We start from the raw sequence: 16,530 nt of genomic DNA on the forward strand, positions 1-16,530 counted from the left end.
CAGGGATGCTGTCCGGTCTGTGGCGCGGTCCCCCGCGTGGGGGCCGCCTCTGGTGCCATTCTCCCACCGTAGCCCGACGCCGCACGCCACCTCCACGGCCCAGCCCCACCTCCGGGTGGGCACCACCGCCGCAGGGTCGTCTCAGGAGCGCAGGGCGTAGCGCGCGATGTCCTCGTGGTGGACCACCCCGGTCACGTGCCCCGCGCCGTCCAGCACCACCAGCCAGGGGAAGTGCCGGGACTCCATGAGCCGCACCAGCTGTCCCCCGGCCTCGTGCGGCGCGGCGCGCGCGGTCTCCGGGAACCAGTCGGCCACGTCCCCCACGGCCACCCGGGTGCGGTCAGTGCCGAGCACGCTCGCCGAACGGGCGGGGCTGAGCACGCCGAAGGCCCCGCGGGCGGAGTCGCGCACCACCACGTCCGGGGTCCAGCCGCGGTAGCCGTCCGTGGTGGCCGCGTGCACCGTGGCGTCCACGAGCGAGAGCGGCGTGGTGGGGGCGAACTCGAGAGCGGGGCGGGCGATGCCACCGGCCCGCACGGCGTCGAGAACCCCCAGGAGACGAGCCTGCTTCAGGGCCTGTCCCGCCCCCAGGACAATGAACCCCGCCACGAGCAGGATGACCGCGAGCACCAGGGGATCGCGCCACTGCCCGGTCCACAGCGCCCACAGCACCACGAGCACGGCGATGACGCGTCCGCACCACGCGGCCACCACGGTGCCCCGGGTCTCCGAGCCCGTGACGGCCCACACGAGGGACTCGACCACGCGCCCACCGTCCAGCGGCAGGCCGGGGAGCAGGTTGAACAGTCCGAGCACCCAGTTGGCGAGCACGAGCAGCTGCAGCAGCGCCCACCCGGGGCCCGCAGCGGTGGCCGGCGCGCAGGTCATGGCGACCTCCCCCAGCAGCGCCACCGCCACGTTGGAGAGCGGTCCCACCAGGGACACGAGAGCCGTGGGCAGGGCGCGGGTGTGCACGGTGCCGAACGCCGTGTGCCCACCCATGAGCGTGAGCACGATCCGGGACACGGGCCATCCCGCCGCCCTGCCGGCCACCGCGTGGGCGAGCTCGTGCACGAGCACGCTCAGCGCCAGCCCCACCGCGAACCCGAGGGCGAGCACCAGGTTCAGCCACCCCAGCCCGGGGTAGAGCCGCCACAGCACGGGCCCGTACATGACCACGGTCAGCACCGCGATCACGAACCACGAGCGGTCCAGGACCAGCTCCACCCCCGCGACGCGGCCCAGCCGCACCCCGCGGGTGCGCGGGCCTGCGGTGCCGCCGGGAACGGGAGCGGGGCCGCCGGAGGGCTCGGGGCGTGGAGAAGCGGACATGGTGCTCATGGTAGGGCGCGAGCCCCGGTGCGCGCTGGGCGCGAGCGCGTGGAGCCCGCCGGGACGGGCACCGTACAGTAAGACGGGTGAGCACGTTGGACAGCAATTCGCAGCAACCCGGCACCGGCCCGTTCGGCGTGGTGCGCGACGGCCAGGGCCAGGAGACCGTCACGGTCCTGATCGCGGCGTTCGAGGGCTGGAACGACGCCGGGGACGCGGCCACCGACTCCCTCAAGCTCATCCGCGAGCACCTGGATGCGCGCGAGGTCTTCGAGGTCGCCTCCGACGACTACTACGACTACCAGTACTCCCGCCCGGTGGTCCGCCGGTCCCTGACCGGGGAGCAGAAGCTGCACTGGCCCTCCACGCGGCTGTCCCGGGCCTCGGTTCCCGGCACCAACCTGGACCTCGTGCTGCTCCACGGCTGGGAACCCTCCTACCGCTGGCGCACGTTTACTGCGGAGCTGCTGGAGCAGGCCGCCGCCCTGGACGTGGACTTCGTGATCATGCTGGGCTCCCTGCTCGCGGACGTTCCGCACACCCGACCCATCCCCGTGACCCTGACCTCGGACACCGAGGAGCTGCGCGAGCAGCTGGACGCGGAGGCACCCCAGTACGAGGGCCCCACGGGCATCGTGGGGGTGCTCTCCCACATGGCCGCCCTCGCGGGCCTGCCCACGCTCAGCATGTGGGCGGCCGTCCCCCACTACGTGGCCCACTCCCCCTCGCCCAAGGCCCAGCTGGCGCTGCTGCGCCGCCTCGAGGACCTGCTCGGTCTGTCGCTGCCCCTCGATCCGCTGATCGAGGACGCCGAGGCGTGGGAGCGCGGCGTTGACGAGCTGGCGTCCGAGGATCCCGAGGTGGCGGACTACGTGCAGCAGCTCGAGGAGGCCAAGGACACCGTGGACCTCCCGGAGGCCACCGGGGACGCCATCGCGCGGGAGTTCGAGCGCTACCTGCGCCGCCGCGACGACCGGGGCTGAGACCAGCCCGCCGGGCGCCTCAGAGCACGATCCCCAGCAGCGCCTCGACGGTGTCCCGCGCCAGACGCGTGTCCTCGGACGACGCCGCACGGCCGCGTGCCGCCGCCCCACCCAGGTTCCGCGCGGCCCACGCATCCACCGCGATCAGCGCGGCCGGCGCGTTGAGATCCTCGCCCAGCGCCGCACGCACGGCCGCGAGCATCGCGTCCGCACCCGCCGTCTCCGGCTTCGCCGCGGCCTCGCGCCACGTGGCGAGCCGTCGCCGCGACTGCTCCAGCAGGTCCTCGGTCCAGAACCAGTCCGTGCGGTAGTGGTGGGAGAGGATTGCCACGCGGATGGCCGCGGGGTCCACCCCCTGCTCCCGCAGAGCGGACACGAGGACCAGGTTCCCCTTGGACTTGGACATCTTCTCGCCGTCCAGACCCACCATGGCCGTGTGCACGAAGTGCTCCGCCATGGGCTCGCCGGACAGGGCGTACGAGTGTCCCGCCCCCATGTCGTGGTGCGGGAACGCGAGGTCCGAGCCGCCGCCCTGGACCGTGAACGGGCGGGGCAGGTGCCGCAGGGCGATCACGCTGCACTCGATGTGCCAGCCGGGGCGTCCCGCACCCAGCGAGCCACCGTCCCACGCCGGCTCGCCGGGGCGCTCCACGCGCCACAGCAGCGGGTCCAGCGGGTCGCGCTTGCCCGTGCGGTCCGGGTCTCCCCCGTGGCCGGTGAACAGGGGCAGCATGCGCTCCCGGTCGCCCTCCAGTCGGCACGTGCTGCCCACGACCCACGCGTCCGGGTCCTCGGCACGCAGCGCATCAGCCGCGGCGACGTCGAAGTACACGTCCCCGGCGGGGGCCGGTTCCCCGTCCTGTCCCGTGCCGGCGGGGACACGGTAGGCCACACCCCGTTCGACAAGGCCTTCGACCGCCGTGACGATCCAGTCGACGGCCTCGGTGGCACCCACGTAGTGGTCAGGGGGAAGCACGTTGAGCGCCGTCATGTCCGTGCGGAAGAGCTCGGTCTGGGACGCGGCCAGCTCTCGCCAGTCCACCCCGGTGGCATTCGCACGCTCCAGGAGGGGGTCGTCCACGTCCGTGACGTTCTGGACGTAGTCCACCTCGTGGCCGGCGTCGCGCCACACGCGGTGGAGCAGGTCGAAGTTCACATACGTGGCGGCGTGGCCCATGTGGGTCGCGTCGTACGGGGTGATCCCGCACACGTAGAGACTGGCCCGGCCGTCACGGGCCGCGAGGGGCTCCGGGGCGCCGGTTCTCGTGTCGTGCACCCGGGGAGTTCCGGATGTGCCGGGCAGGGTGGGCACCGGGCGGGAGGTCCAGGACTTCATGGTCACCTTCGTGTCGACGGGCGGGTGTTCTCGTGTGCGGCAACCGGTGTGGCGGGCCGGCTATTCCGCCCCGGTTCCGGCTCCCCCGCTCCGGGTTCGGCGGCGTGGGAGACGGGCGGGGCGCTCGAGGCCGATCTCAGGGGGTGAGGACGCCCAGGCCCAGCAGCACGAAGACCAGGGCACCCAGGGCGATGCGGTACCAGACGAACAGGCTGTAGCTGCGCTCCGAGATGTAGTGCATGAACCAGCCGATGATCAGGTAGCCCACCGCGAAGGCGATCAGCGTGGCCACCGCGGTCTGGCCCATGGTGTACATCCCCGCGGGAACCTTGCCCGACACGACCTTGTAGAGCTCGTAGAGTCCCGAGGAGAACACGGCCGGGATGGCCAGCAGGAACGCGTAGCGCGCGGCGGCCGCACGGGTGTAGCCCATGAGCAGCCCAGCGGTGATCGTGCCACCGGAGCGGGAGACCCCGGGAATCAGTGCCAGCGCCTGGGCGAAGCCGAAGCCCACCGCGTGCTTCATGGTGAGGTCCTCCAGGTGGCGCTCCTGCTTGCCCACGTGGTCCGCGACCGCCAGGAAGATGCCGAAAAGCACCAGCATGGTGGCGGTGATCCAGAGGGACCGGAACTGGGTCTCGATGAAGTCCTGCAGCAGCAGACCCAGGATGCCGATCGGCAGCGAGCCCAGGATGATGAACCAGCCCATCCGGGCATCGGGGTCCCTGCGGTCCATGCGCCCGGTCAGTGAGAGCGCCCAGTGCTTGATGATGCGCACGATGTCCCGCCAGAAGAAGATGATCACGGCGGTCTCCGTGCCCAGCTGCGTGATGGCGGTGAATGCCGCTCCGGGGTCGCCGCCGCCGGGCAGGAACTCCCCCACGATGCGCAGGTGCGCGGAGGAGGACACCGGGAGGAATTCGGTCAGGCCCTGCACGAGGCCGAGAATTATCGCTTCGATCCAGTTCACGCGACAACTGTACGGCACGTGAACTCCACCCCGGCCGGTGCAGCAACTGGGAGGGGGCTGGACGCACACAGGGCCCCCGTCCGTGGACGGGAGCCCTGTTCGAGGCGCGGCGAGGACGGCTCAGCGAGTGCCGGGGCGATCTTCCGCGGTGTCGTCCTCGTCGTCGAAGTCGTCCTCGTCGATGAGGTCCTCGTCCATCATCTCGTTGTCCTCGAGGAGGTCCTCGTCGTCATCGTCATCGTCCTCGTCGTAGTCATCATCGTCGTCGTCGGCGAAGACGGTGAGGGGTGTGACCTCGTCGTGCGCGTCGTACAGCGCCTCCTCGTAGGCTTCGAAGGCGTTGGCGATGGCCACGTAGGCCTTGTCCACCGAGGGGTCCTCGTCCGAGCGCCTGTTGGCGGCTGCGGCGAGGTGCTCCTCGAGGGCGTTGACGAGCGATTGCAGGGCGGCGCGAGGATCGGTGCTCATGGAGTAGACGTTAGCCGTTATCCGAGCAGAATGGGAGCGATGAGAGAACAACGCCTCAAGCGCACGTCCGTCACCGGGCACCCCACCATGACGGGTCGCGACGAGCGCTACGAATACCTGTCCCTCACGGTGGGCCCCCGCGAGAAGCCCGCCGACGCCCGCACCCGCGTGGCGGAGCACGCCGAGTACGGGAAGTGGGAGCTCATGCGCTCCGCGGTGCTCTACGACGGGGCCCGCCGCTTCGTGCTGCGGCGCCGGATCATGCGGGTGGACCGCACGCTCTGAACGGGCGGCCCCTGCGTCAGTCGGCCACCGGGCCCAGCAGGGAGGTGGCCGTGGCCGCGTGCACGGATTCCTCGTCCGAGGGGTGGTACATCCCGGCGAGCACGTCCCGGTAGAGCCGCTCCAGCTCGGAGCCCCGCCGGTACTGTGACCCGCCCGAGGAGCGCAGCGCCAGGTCCACGACCTCCCGGGCGGCCTCGGTGGCACGGTGCTTGACCCCGGAGAACAGGACGAACCAGCGCCGCCCGTGGGCAACCTCCCGGTCCGAGCCGAGGGCGTCCACGTCTGCACACAGCTGCCGCAGCTGCAGCTCGATCCCGTCCCGCAGCACCCCGGCCCGGGCGATGTGGCGGCGGATGTCCGGGTCCTGCGAGTACGCCGCTCCCTTGGCCAGCGAGCGGCGGGTCGTGGTGATCTCCACGGCCACCTCGATCGCCCGGTCCGCGATCCCGGTGTAGACCGCCGCGAGCAGCAGCTCGAAGCACCCGAAGATCCCCCACACCACGGGATCGGGGTTCGGGCCCACCGCGGTGGTGGTCAGGAGGTCCGCCTCCCGCAGCAGGGCACCGTCCAGCACGGTGGAGCAGGACTGCGAGGCGCGCATCCCCAGCGCGTCCCAGTCCGCACGGGTGGTGACCCCGGGGGCAGGGCTGCGGTGGTCCTCCCGGGTGAGGAATCCCACGAGGAGCCGCGCGGCGTCGTCGTCCTCCGTGGGTGCGCCGCCGGGGGGTTCCGCGCCCTCGACGCGGGCGTGCACGAGCAGCCGCGTCCAGCGCGGTGAGAGCGACGTGAAGATCTTGGTCCCGTGCAGCGTCCAGCCCCCGGTGGCGGGCTCGGCGCGGGTGGTTGCGTCGAAGAGCACGGAGTCGTTGCCGGCCTCCGAGATGCCGAACGCGAAGACCTCCCCCGCCACGGCGTCCTCGAAGATCCGGCGCGCCCGCTCGTCCCCGCGCAGGTGGAGCGTGTAGCCGATGCCCACGATCACGTGGTGCATGTTGATTCCCAGCGCCGTGGCCGGTGCGGCCGTCGCGAGCCGTCGCTGGGCGCGGGCCGCCTGCTCCAGTGTGAAGCCCAGGCCGCCGAACTCCCGCGGCACGAGCATGCGCAGGTAGCCGGTCTTCCGCAGCGCCTCGAAGTCCTCGTCGCAGAAGCGGTTCTCGCGGTCCACGTCCGCGGCGCGGGCGCGGATCCGGGCCAGCAGGTCCTCGGGGAGCAGGTCGGTCACGGGGTCCAGCACGGGGTCCATCTCAGGGTCCTTCGGATCGGGGTGTTCGCGGGTTCGGGTGCTCGTGCGGCTGCGTGCTCGCGCGGTCGGCTGCGCGCGGTGCGCTGGCCGGGCGGTGAACCGGGGAACGACGCCGCGCGGGTGCGTTGGGCGCGCACGCGACCGTGCGGCGTCGTCGTCGCCGGTCCGTGCTGTGGTCAGTAGGTGCGCAGGAGCCGGTCCAGCACGCGGGAGCCGAACTCCAGGGAGGCCACCGGCACGCGCTCGTCCACGCCGTGGAACATGCCCGTGAAGTCGAGCTCGTCCGGCAGCTGGAGCGGCACGAAGCCGTAGCCGGTGATCCCCAGGGTGGAGAGGGACTTGTTGTCGGTGCCGGCCCCCAGCATGTACGGCAGCACCACGGCGTCGGGGTCCTCGGCCTCCAGTGCGTCGACCATGGCATCCACCACCGTGCCGGAGAACGGGACCTCCAGGGCGATGTCCTCGAACTCCGCGTCGATGCGCACCTTCTCCCCGGCGAGCTCCTGCAGCGTGGCCAGCACGTGCTCCTTCTGCTCGGGCAGGAAGCGCACGTCCACCGCGCCCTGGGCGGAGCCGGGGATCACGTTGGTCTTGTACCCGCCCTCGAGCACCGTGGGGTTCGAGGTGTTCTGCAGCGTGGCCCCCACGAAGCGGGACACGGCGCCCAGCTCCCGCAGCAGCTTCTGGGGGTTCTGCGGGTCGAACTCCACGCCGGTGAGCTCCGTGACCTGGTCCAGGAACGCCCGCGTGGTCTTGGTGAGCTCCACCGGCCACGTGTACTGGCCGATGTTCGCCATGGCCCGGGACAGGTGCGTCACGGCGTTGTCCTCGTGCAGCCCGGACCCGTGGCCGGCCTGGCCCTGCGCGTGGAGCTTGAGCCACAGCAGCCCCTTCTCCGCGGTCTGCAGCAGGTACGCCCGGCGCCCGCCGATGGTCGCGGAGAACCCGCCCACCTCGCTGATCGCGTCCGTGACGCCCTCGAAGACCTCGGGGTGCTCGTGCACCATGTACTTGGAGCCGTAGCGCATGCCCGCCTCCTCGTCCGCGAAGAACCCGAAGACGATGTCCCGCTTGGGCACGGCCCCGGTGCGGCGCATGTGCCGCAGGACGGACAGCATCATGGCGTCCATGTCCTTCATGTCCACCGCGCCGCGGCCCCAGATCATGCCGTCCTTCAGCTCGCCCGCGAACGGGTCCACGGACCAGTCCTGGGCCATCGCGGGCACCACGTCCAGGTGGCCGTGCACCAGCAGGGCGCCCGCCGTGGGGTCCGAGCCCTCCAGGCGGGTGAACACGTTGGCGCGGCCCGGGGCGGACTCGAAGTACTGGGTCTCCAGCCCCACCTCCTGGATCAGCTCGGCCACGCGCTCGGCGGCCGCCCGCTCCCCCTCGGCCTCGCCGCTGGAGTAGTTGGAGGTGTCGAAGCGGATGAGCTCCTGGCAGATCCGTGCAGTCTCCGCCTCGGGGGTGGAGGTGTTCTCGGTCGTCTCGCCCATGGCGCGGCTTCTCCTCACTCGTCGATGACGACGCCGCCGCGCGGCCTTCCCGGGCCGCACTCGCTCCCGGCACCGGCGGCGTCGCTGCTGCTCCCACGGTAGTCCCCCGTGGAATTGGCAGGGTTCTCGGTTACCCTGAGTGGCACGAACCCCTGTGTTTCATGAGGACCCGTTGGAGGACACGATGACTGGAAACATCACGCTGATCGCCCGGACCGTGCCCAACCGCCGGGAGGTCACCGCGCCGAGCCGGTCCGTGACCGAGAGCGACTCCGCCGCCCTGGCCCAGCTGCTGGTGGAGGCCTACGGCACGCGGGTGGAGGGCGAGCAGGACAAGGCGGAGGCCCTCGTGCGGGACGCATTCGCCGGTGCCTACGGTCCGTTCCTCGCGGAGCAGTCGCAGCTGATCGAGGACGAGGACGGCCACCCCGTGGCCGCCGCCATGGTTCTGGAACGCCGCGAGGACGACCGGCTCCCGGACGTCCCCTACCTGTTCGAGCTGTTCACGGCGTCGTCGCACCGACGCCGCGGACTCGCGGAGCAGCTCGTGCGCCAGGTCATGGCCTCGCTGCACGAGAACGGGTACGACGAGGTGTGCGTGCGCATTCCCGAGGACAACTCCGCGGCGCTCGCGCTGTACTTGACCCTGGACTTCAACCGCTGGTCCCCGGAGCAGGACGAGATCTGAGCCGACCGCCCCGGGCAGGGCTGCGCCCGCGCGGGCCCTGCCGCTCGGCGTGGGCCCTGCCGCTCGACGCGGAACCGCAGTAGGCGCGGAGTCCGCGCCGCACCCGAGGGTGCCGGATGTCCCGGTCGGCAGTCCCGACCTTCTCGTGCCGGTGGGAACGGCGAACCGGGGCTCCCGCCGTCGGCCCCCCGGCCGCGCCGGGTCACGCCACCGCTCCGCGGCCTCAGCGCAGGTCGAGCTCCCTGCGCACCGGAGGCTGCTGCGTGACGTCCGTGTGCAGCGCCCAGCGCACGGCCACCTCGACGAGCCTGAGGCTCTGCGGGTCGTGCGTGGCGGTGGCGCCGGGGTGCCGGGAGTCCAGGACCTCCCCGGCCGCCGCGGCCTCGGCATCCTCCAGGATGCGGGCCTCGCCCTCCAGCTGGACCTCCTCGGTGCCGTCCCGCATGATGACCATGGAGATCCGCGGGTCCGAGGCGATGTTGGAGCACTTGCGGGAGGCCACGTTGGTCCCGAGCACGAGGTGTCCGGCCTCCGTGCCGGCCACGTGCACGTAGGCGGACTCCGGGTACCCGGTCCCGCTGTTGCTGGCCACCACGGCCGAGCCGGCATCGGCCACGAAGCCCATCAGCCAGCGTGCGTCCTCGGTGAGGTTGTTGCCCAGTTCGACCATCTCTGCCCCCGGTGGGTCGTCGCGGTTGCCGGTGCGGCACGTCCACCACCCACTGTAGGGCCGCGGCCTTGGGCGGTCACCGGATGGACGCGTGTCGCCCGAGGCCGAGCAGGCACCGCCGACGCCGGGCGTGCCGTTCCGGGCCGGAGGATGCCGACCGGAAGTGCGGCCCGCCGGCCAGAACCGGGGCATGACGACCGGAATCCGAACGGTGCCCGGGGTGTCGGCACCACCTCCGGAGGCTCAGAGCAGGGTCTGGACGGGCTCCACCAGGTGCGCGTCCCGGGACTGCACCGAGCCCACGTCCGTGCTCACGGGGTGCATCCGCCACTGGCCGGCCACGTCCAGGCTGTGCGCCACAGCGCGCTCCAGCAGGGCCCGGGTGTGGTCCTTGTCCTTGTCCGGGGCGATCCACTCGCGGGCGAAGTCCTCGCCCATGCCCATCGGGAGCCTGTTGTGCAGGGCGCCGAGCGCGGCCAGGTGCGGGTCTCCGGAGCTGGGGTCCGGTGCCTCACGGGTGAGGATCGAGCACGACAGCAGCCACTGCCCCGGGGCGTCCTCCTGCGCGGCCCTGCCGGGGCGCGACTGCCCCGGGCGGGCGGCGTCCTCGCAGCCCTCGGGGATGCGCCACCACTCGTAGATCCCGGCGAACCAGATCACGGAGCCGTTCCGCGGGTGCACGTAGTACGGCTGCTTCCGGCCCCGCCCCGAGGCGGGGGCCTGCCACTCGTAGTAGCCGTCAGCGGCGATCGCGCAGCGCCGGGCGGTGATCGCCGCGCGGAACGAGGGCTTCTCCATCACGGTCTCGGAGCGGGCGTTGAACATCTTGGAGCCCACCGAGATCTCCTTGGCCCACGAGGGCACCAGACCCCACCGGGCGGCGTGGATCTCCGGCAGCAGCTGACCGTCCTCGGTGAGCCGCTCGAGCAGGACGGGCACGGTGTGGGTGGGGGCCACGTTCCAGTTCGGCTCCGCCCCTTCGCCGATCGAGTCGTCCACCCGCGCGTCGAAGGGCAGGGCCAGCTGGCCGGGGGTCCTGGCGATCACATAGCGCCCGCACATGCCGCGCTCCTCTCCCTGGGGGTCATCGAGAGGCCGACGACCGCGTCACCGGGCCGTAGCCCATGTACGTGGCATAGCGGTCGTAGACCCCCATGAGGGCCTCCTCGACCTCCGCCACCGTGGTCCCGGGGCGCACGTCCGCCGCGCAACCGGCCGTGGCCGGCTCCCACGGCACGTCCAACGCCTCGTAGACCTCCTCGAGCACGCTGCGCAGCGGCTCCGACTCCTCGACCACGAGCACCGTGGAGAAGTACCACGCTCCAGCCACCACGCGCTGCGCCGTGCCCGCGAGCTTCACGGGCCGCGCCGGATCCGCCGCGGTGCCGGGCGCGTGCACGCTGTACTCGCCGGCGCAGTACTCGCCCGGGATCTCCCCCACCTCGGCCGGGATCTCCAGCTCCTCCAGAGCCGCCACGATCATGTCCCCGAACAGCCGGTAGCGGTCCTGGATGCCTGTCTTGGGATCCGGGTCCGGTTCCACGTGGTCGATCACCAGGCACCCACCGTGGTAGGCCGCCGCGCGACCACCCACGCGGCGCACGAGAGGGGTGAAGGCGGCGTCGTGCGCGGCCTGGCGCGCCCGGGAGAACCCCGGGTTCAGCTCGTCGCGGCGCCCGAACGCGACCGTGGGTCGCGGCTGGTACACGCGCAGCACGGGTTCGGTGCCGCCGCTTCGGGCGGCGTCGAGGATGGAGAGGGCGCGGCGGTAGTCCTGCTCGGCGCCCAGGGACTCGCGCTGACGTATGAGTTTCATGCTGCCGCCAACTCTAGTGCAGGCGCGCGGCGAGCCGCCCGGTCCCGAGCGGGGCGGAGTCAGGCCCCGGTGTGGACGAGCCGTGCCCCCGCAGCGGCACTGGATGCCCGAGCCGGCGTCTCCGCAGCAGCCCGGGGCGCCGGGGCCAGGGGGCCGTGAGCCGCGGCCGCGACGATCGCCGTCTTGAGGACGTGCGGGTCCTCCAGCAGGTCACGGGACTGGTTGAGCGACGTGAGCACCCGCCACGCCATGGGCACGCCCCCGCGGGACACGTACCGGTTGACGTGGCGCACCGCGGTGTTCCACCGTCGGCGCTGGTCCCGGGTCAGCTCGTGGCCCCCCAGCTCCGCGAGCCACCCTCGGGCACCCGCGTAGACGCGCGTGACCAGCTCGCGCTCGAACGCCTCCACGGTCCCGGTCCCCCGCATCAGACGATTCAGAGCGGTCAGTTCTGCCACGGACATCGCGGCTTTCACGGTGGTTGCAGTGCGCATGACGTCTCAGCCCCCCTGAGATGGTGACCGTGGTGAGAGCGCGCCAGGGCGCCCTCACCACGGTTGTCGAACCAGCCCTGCTGGCCGGACGCTCCCCCCGGATCGTCCTTCGGCCAGCGGTCTCTCCCCTTGCGCACTCAGTGTAGGCAGGTCCCCGCGGGCCTTCACAGTCGCACATTGGGGGACGACGCCGCACGGTTGTCCCCCGGAGGGCACCCGTCCGCGGTGGGGCGGTTGCGACGGAGGCCGCGACGGTGATCCGTCGCGGCCTCCGGTGGAGGGGTCATCCGAGGGGACTCAGAAGTCCCAGTCCTCGTCAGGTTCCCCGGAATCTTGCGGTTTTTCGGTGGCCAGGTCGGACTCGTGCCCTCTACGTGCCACTCCCCCGCAGTCGGACGACAGCAACGAAGCCACACGCTTCGGAACCCATGCGAAACCGAGGACAACAGCTTATGGGGCAAACAGCCACAGCGGAAACACTTGATCCTACGACGGTCAAGTCTTTTTTCGTGGTGTAACTCGGTTTAGGCGGTGAGGAGCAGTTCCGGACGTGAGCGCAGTGAGATCCCACGTAGGCACGGTCGCTTCGACGGCTACATCGTCGCGCGCCACTTGCCTCTTTCGCTCTGCACGAGCCTCTCGGACTCGCCGGATCACGCCTGCGCTCCAATCAGTCCCCGCACTTCGAAGAGCAGGATGTCATTGATGTTCGCTGACTCCAGGGCCTCAAGCAGACCCTGGCGAAGCTCGATCGTGTTCGCGGCCGTGTCCGCTCCGACGAACTCCCGATAGGACTCTGCGATGAGATGTGCGAGCTCAAAGGACATGCCATTGCGCAGCAGCGCGATCACGTAGCGATCTGCGGTGCCGTATTTCAGCTTGAGATAGAACGTCTCCTCGACCAGGTCCAGCGAGAACAGTATCTCCAGGTACTTCATGAAGTTGTAGTCGAGGAAGTCGAGCTCCGCCTTGATCCGCACGATTGCGAGGTTGACGAGCGCACCGCGTGATTTCGTCGACCGTCTCACGTAGCCACTCGTGTGTTCGGTCGCGAAGCGCTTGACCTCGCCCCACTTCGACCCCACCCAGATCAGATCGTCCCCCTGACGCCTCCAATGCGTCAGGTAGCGCCCGATCATGAGCTTCAGAGGATCGCCTTCTGCCCGCCAGCTGAGGAACATGGCATAGAAGTTGCGCGCCCCCTGCTCGTCTCGAAGGCGTTCGAGGTCATCGGTGTCACGGCCGAGTTCGACACCCGTGAGGAAGATATCGACGATCAACGTAATCAGGTCGTCGGCCGTCGAGACTGCGCTGCCGGTGCGATCAGTCGCCCGATCCTGCATCAGCAGCTCGTAACGAAACACATCGAAGTCTTGCGCGCCGTGCCGGAAGCAGAGACGGCCGAGCTCAGTCTGCGCAAGCCGAGCGCCCTCAAGTCCGGACGCACCCGACTCGATGTTCTCCAGCCGCTCGAGCGCTTCAATGCGCGGCTGATCAACCGGGCCAGACTCAAGAAGTGGATTCTCTACCGGATCGGACGCCGACTTCGAAGGGTCAGCTCGGTCCTCGAGCCAACTCAGCGGGTTCCAGCGCTTCGGCGCGTAGGAGCTCTTGAGGACGTAGATCTTCGGAACCAGTAGCTCGAGCTTCGGCGTATCCGACGAGAAGATCTGGCTGAACCGAGCCACGCGACCAACCAGATTCCTGAAGGCCGACCGTGCCAGGTAGCCACGTCCCCGATCGGGCGACAGCAGGACCATCGTGTCAGCTGGAGTGTTCACACCCTCCAGCAAGGTCGAAGTCGTCACGAGGAAGCGATTGTCCGGAGACTGATCTTCCCGGAAGAGGTTCTCAACATACTGTCGCAGCACCTCGGGAATCTGTCCGTGATGGAAAAGGACGCCACTTCGGATCACGTCGACGAGGAGGTAGTCCTTGTCGACGAGGTCACTGATTGCCTCGATAGCTTTGGCGGCTGCAGGAGCAATCGCGTCATTCGCGGAACCGACCTTGCTTGCGATACGGCGCGCCAAGTCCTGAGCGTCACGAGGCTTGTTCAGGTAAACGATAGTGCGAGGGCCGGCGAAAGCGATGACCGCGTCGGCATCATCCTCCGGAACCGTCAGCGACGACTCGAACGAACGAGCCAAGAACTGATCGAAAACGTGCAGGGTATCCCCGGGCGCACCCACGAAGAATTGCTCGACCTTGACCTGTTCGTTTACCGTGCGGGCACGCACCAGCTCATCCGCACCGTTGACGTGTCGGAGCGCTTCAGGGTTCTCGAGGAACGGCGTGTAATAGGCGGCCTGCATGTCGGCTTTACGGGCACGCGCCACGAGAATCACCTGAGACAGCTCAAGCGCACGGGGCTTGTCTGACAGAACGTTTTGTGCCTCATCAATAAGCAGATGATCGATCTTGAGTTCTGGGTTATCGACGAACAGCTTGTGCAGCCGCTCCTGCGTGAGGATGGCGAGGAACGATGACTCGCCGTTGTACGCCTCGGGGTGAGAAATGACGCGTGCCGAGACGTCACGTTGGCGCATGAGACGCACCAGTTCGGCTTTTGTCTGCGCGATCAGAGCCTTTGACGGCACCACTATGCAGACTGCACCGGGGAGTGAGGCAAGGGCACGATCGGTCATCATCTCGGACTTGCCGTATGAGGTTGGCGCGATGATGGCCACGTGCGAATTGAGCATGTTGAACGCGCGCAGCGCCAACTGTTCGCGTGTACGGGTGATCCCCTCCGATGTGAAGTTCTTGCCATGAGCGACTCCGAGCACCCGGTGCAACGAGTTGTCTTCGAGCACTTCGGGATGAGCCGCGTGGATCGCGGCGATGACGGGCATCAGTTCACGGTGATCCGCGATGTCCAGCAGCGGCTCGAAGTCCGCCGTGTCCAGTGAGTACTGAAGTGCGATTCGATAGCCGAGCCGCTCGACGGTCGCGTCGCCTTGGCGAAGGAAGATCACGGCATACGAAAGCAGCTCCTGGTACTGGTCGTCCGAGATCGCGTGTCCGAGCGACATGCTCGTGTAGAGCTCGAGAAAGCGCGACTCGTCGAGGTTCGCCTGATTTCGCAGCTTCCGATAAGTGATGTCAACGGCCATCAGACGAGCGCTCCGATCGAGGCACGCAATACTTTGACCAGGTCTTCAAGGTCCGACTGCTGGATGAGCAGCAACCGGAGGTCTGCAAAGCGACCGCGACCCTTCACACTTTCGATGAGCGACTTGCCTGTCTCTGAGTCGATCTCGTCGAGCAGCAGGTCACGCATTACGACGCCGCACAGGAGCGCGCGCACCTTCGTGGTTCCGCCGCCGTGGACGGCCTTGAAGTCCGCACGAAGGAGCTTCTTGACGCTCGATGCTTGGGCGCTTTGCAACGTTGCGTCTGCGTCGAGTAGCGCTGCGTCCCAGCGCTTCTTGCGAACGTCAGACGTGAACATCTCGTGGAGGCTTCGCTCGGCAACGCCGATGAGATCGCGAACCTTGCTGTCTGCCGTCTGGGTGTCGGATACCTTCCCCGCCTTGACCTCGCCGTACCAGAGGCCCCCATCGTGGGCATCGTAGAAGGTGAGGTCAAATCCCTTCTTGATCGCACGCTCCTCCTTGTTGAGGTAGAGCGCAGCAGACACAAGCTTTTCGTGACCGTGCGGCACGAGAAGGTGCACTATCAGCTCCCCGGCAATGCCGAGCTTCGTTTCCTCACTCTTCGTGTCGTAGAGTTTAAAGAACTCCTCGAGTGTCAGATCGAACGAGTAGTAGTCGGGGTCTTCGGCCGCCTTCACACGCCCATAGCAATACTCGACAAGCCTCGTATTGAGCGTGTCTTTAATCTCCTGGGTCACTTCTTCGAGCACCAGGATGCTCGCGTCGTCGACGGTGACGACTCTCACTCCGTCCATGTGATCCCCCAAACCCAGACGCTTCTCCCCCGGCGATTCATGGCCTATGCAGTCTCCTTCGCGGGCCAACGCTTCGGCCTGCGTCGCGCACTGAGTCCTTCAGATTCCAGTCGATGGTGACTGATGCCCGAACTGCCGCGACAAGCTCCTGCGCGATCTTCTTGAGTATGTCGTCACCTAGCTCTAGTGCAGCAGCGCCGTCGGCAGCGTCCCACAGCCGCTGCTCCAGCGTCTTCGTTGGTTTCGGCTTCGCGGTCCGTCCTGCCATGGCGTGTCGCTGTCTCCTTAACGCCGATCAGGGCGCAGATTACTGATGTCGGGTCACTGATCCCACGATATCGGCCGACTGTGTCATTCGAGCCGAAGAGATCTCGCGTGCAGCTTTGTGTCGCGGTCCGGCGGGGGGCAGCTTGCCTCAACCTGATGCCGATAGCCGCCCACCGAGTATCCTGAACTGGGCTTTTCGGGAATAGCGATCGCTCAGAGGCGCTGTCCAGGATCCTGCTCGACCTCGATCGGCATCGGCTCGACCTCGGCATTCGCATCGACCTCTGACGCAGCCTCGAGCATCGAGTGTCACCTGCCGAACAACCGCCTCCGCACGGTTACGCACCATCTCTCGCTACAGCTCCGCTATCGCCTCGTCGTCCGCGACCTGCACCGAGGACAGGAGCCTCCATTGCTCGTCAGAGAACTTCCGCGCCTCGAACATCGCTCGGAAGCGGGCATACCACCCGTCAGGACTCATCTGGGGTTTGGCGAGCGCGACCTCGGTTCAAAGCGCTGCTTCATCTGCGGGTGCGAGCGGGGTCTACACGACGAAGGATGCTCGCTTC

16 protein-coding genes are annotated in these 16,530 nt (G+C 68.9%); 3 read left to right on the top strand and 13 right to left on the bottom strand.

The window, feature by feature from the left end:
- Positions 1-141: 141 nt before the first annotated feature.
- Complete coding sequence (locus QL985_RS02470) at positions 142-1,332, bottom strand: site-2 protease family protein (protein WP_059281688.1); 1,191 nt, start codon at positions 1,330-1,332, stop codon at positions 142-144.
- A gap of 86 nt (positions 1,333-1,418) precedes the next feature.
- Between QL985_RS02470 and QL985_RS02475 the strand changes: the two genes are divergently transcribed.
- Positions 1,419-2,315 carry a PAC2 family protein gene (locus QL985_RS02475; protein WP_059281689.1) on the top strand — a complete coding sequence of 299 codons (897 nt, stop codon included), beginning with the start codon at positions 1,419-1,421 and terminating at the stop codon, positions 2,313-2,315.
- A gap of 19 nt (positions 2,316-2,334) precedes the next feature.
- Here QL985_RS02475 and mshC read toward each other — a convergent pair whose 3' ends face one another.
- From mshC to QL985_RS02490, 3 genes are all read right to left on the bottom strand, one after another.
- On the bottom strand, positions 2,335-3,651 hold the full coding sequence (gene mshC / locus QL985_RS02480; RefSeq protein WP_059281690.1) for a cysteine--1-D-myo-inosityl 2-amino-2-deoxy-alpha-D-glucopyranoside ligase: 1,317 nt from the start codon (positions 3,649-3,651) through the stop codon (positions 2,335-2,337).
- A gap of 136 nt (positions 3,652-3,787) precedes the next feature.
- Positions 3,788-4,621 carry an undecaprenyl-diphosphate phosphatase gene (locus QL985_RS02485; protein ID WP_047978902.1) on the bottom strand — a complete coding sequence of 278 codons (834 nt, stop codon included), beginning with the start codon at positions 4,619-4,621 and terminating at the stop codon, positions 3,788-3,790.
- Positions 4,622-4,741: 120 nt separating this feature from the next.
- Positions 4,742-5,089 (bottom strand): primosomal protein, encoded by a 348-nt coding sequence (locus QL985_RS02490; protein WP_146008592.1) that lies wholly within the window; start codon positions 5,087-5,089, stop codon positions 4,742-4,744.
- Positions 5,090-5,176: 87 nt separating this feature from the next.
- On the opposite strand from QL985_RS02490, the gene QL985_RS02495 reads away from it, so the two are divergent.
- Entirely contained in the window at positions 5,177-5,374 is a 198-nt protein-coding gene (locus tag QL985_RS02495) for a DUF5703 family protein (RefSeq protein ID WP_102614006.1), read from the top strand.
- Between the two features lie 16 nt (positions 5,375-5,390).
- Here the strand turns inward: QL985_RS02495 and QL985_RS02500 are convergent, their stop codons facing one another.
- Entirely contained in the window at positions 5,391-6,617 is a 1,227-nt protein-coding gene (locus QL985_RS02500) for an acyl-CoA dehydrogenase family protein (protein ID WP_102614004.1), read from the bottom strand.
- A gap of 176 nt (positions 6,618-6,793) precedes the next feature.
- Complete coding sequence (locus QL985_RS02505) at positions 6,794-8,113, bottom strand: M20/M25/M40 family metallo-hydrolase (RefSeq protein WP_059281692.1); 1,320 nt, start codon at positions 8,111-8,113, stop codon at positions 6,794-6,796.
- 184 nt (positions 8,114-8,297) lie between these two features.
- On the opposite strand from QL985_RS02505, the gene QL985_RS02510 reads away from it, so the two are divergent.
- Positions 8,298-8,801 carry a GNAT family N-acetyltransferase gene (locus QL985_RS02510; protein WP_059281702.1) on the top strand — a complete coding sequence of 168 codons (504 nt, stop codon included), beginning with the start codon at positions 8,298-8,300 and terminating at the stop codon, positions 8,799-8,801.
- Positions 8,802-9,024: 223 nt separating this feature from the next.
- On the opposite strand, the gene QL985_RS02515 is transcribed toward QL985_RS02510, so the two are convergent.
- The 7 genes from QL985_RS02515 to QL985_RS02545 form a co-directional block, all read right to left on the bottom strand.
- A complete protein-coding gene (locus QL985_RS02515; RefSeq protein WP_070637696.1) occupies positions 9,025-9,471 on the bottom strand; it encodes a pyridoxamine 5'-phosphate oxidase family protein in 447 nt (148 codons plus the stop codon).
- Between the two features lie 243 nt (positions 9,472-9,714).
- Entirely contained in the window at positions 9,715-10,533 is an 819-nt protein-coding gene (locus QL985_RS02520) for an SOS response-associated peptidase (RefSeq protein WP_102614065.1), read from the bottom strand.
- Between the two features lie 22 nt (positions 10,534-10,555).
- Entirely contained in the window at positions 10,556-11,287 is a 732-nt protein-coding gene (locus QL985_RS02525; RefSeq protein ID WP_191550957.1) for a lipoate--protein ligase family protein, read from the bottom strand.
- Between the two features lie 59 nt (positions 11,288-11,346).
- Positions 11,347-11,781 (bottom strand): hypothetical protein, encoded by a 435-nt coding sequence (locus tag QL985_RS02530; RefSeq protein WP_259906448.1) that lies wholly within the window; start codon positions 11,779-11,781, stop codon positions 11,347-11,349.
- 653 nt (positions 11,782-12,434) lie between these two features.
- Entirely contained in the window at positions 12,435-14,897 is a 2,463-nt protein-coding gene (locus QL985_RS02535; protein WP_259906398.1) for a DEAD/DEAH box helicase, read from the bottom strand.
- Entirely contained in the window at positions 14,897-15,685 is a 789-nt protein-coding gene (locus tag QL985_RS02540) for a Hachiman antiphage defense system protein HamA (protein ID WP_259906399.1), read from the bottom strand. Before QL985_RS02540 ends, QL985_RS02535 begins: the two co-directional genes overlap by 1 nt.
- A 46-nt stretch (positions 15,686-15,731) precedes the next feature.
- Positions 15,732-15,962, bottom strand: a complete 231-nt coding sequence (locus QL985_RS02545) for a DUF3387 domain-containing protein (protein ID WP_259906400.1) — start codon at positions 15,960-15,962, stop codon at positions 15,732-15,734.
- Positions 15,963-16,530: the final 568 nt, after the last annotated feature.

The organism is Kocuria sp. APC 4018 (assembly GCF_030407675.1).
In the GTDB taxonomy this organism is placed as follows: domain Bacteria; phylum Actinomycetota; class Actinomycetes; order Actinomycetales; family Micrococcaceae; genus Kocuria; species Kocuria rhizophila.

Coding starts and splice junctions, on each gene's coding strand:
- QL985_RS02490 (WP_146008592.1), bottom strand. CDS start 5,089: ATGAGCACCGATCCTCGCGCCGCCCTGCAATCGCTCGTCAACGCCCTC.
- QL985_RS02515 (WP_070637696.1), bottom strand. CDS start 9,471: ATGGTCGAACTGGGCAACAACCTCACCGAGGACGCACGCTGGCTGATG.
- QL985_RS02495 (WP_102614006.1), top strand. CDS start 5,177: ATGACGGGTCGCGACGAGCGCTACGAATACCTGTCCCTCACGGTGGGC.
- QL985_RS02510 (WP_059281702.1), top strand. CDS start 8,298: ATGACTGGAAACATCACGCTGATCGCCCGGACCGTGCCCAACCGCCGG.
- QL985_RS02470 (WP_059281688.1), bottom strand. CDS start 1,332: ATGTCCGCTTCTCCACGCCCCGAGCCCTCCGGCGGCCCCGCTCCCGTT.
- QL985_RS02530 (WP_259906448.1), bottom strand. CDS start 11,781: ATGCGCACTGCAACCACCGTGAAAGCCGCGATGTCCGTGGCAGAACTG.
- QL985_RS02520 (WP_102614065.1), bottom strand. CDS start 10,533: ATGTGCGGGCGCTATGTGATCGCCAGGACCCCCGGCCAGCTGGCCCTG.
- QL985_RS02505 (WP_059281692.1), bottom strand. CDS start 8,113: ATGGGCGAGACGACCGAGAACACCTCCACCCCCGAGGCGGAGACTGCA.
- QL985_RS02525 (WP_191550957.1), bottom strand. CDS start 11,287: ATGAAACTCATACGTCAGCGCGAGTCCCTGGGCGCCGAGCAGGACTAC.
- QL985_RS02535 (WP_259906398.1), bottom strand. CDS start 14,897: ATGGCCGTTGACATCACTTATCGGAAGCTGCGAAATCAGGCGAACCTC.
- mshC (WP_059281690.1), bottom strand. CDS start 3,651: ATGAAGTCCTGGACCTCCCGCCCGGTGCCCACCCTGCCCGGCACATCC.
- QL985_RS02500 (WP_102614004.1), bottom strand. CDS start 6,617: ATGGACCCCGTGCTGGACCCCGTGACCGACCTGCTCCCCGAGGACCTG.
- QL985_RS02545 (WP_259906400.1), bottom strand. CDS start 15,962: ATGGCAGGACGGACCGCGAAGCCGAAACCAACGAAGACGCTGGAGCAG.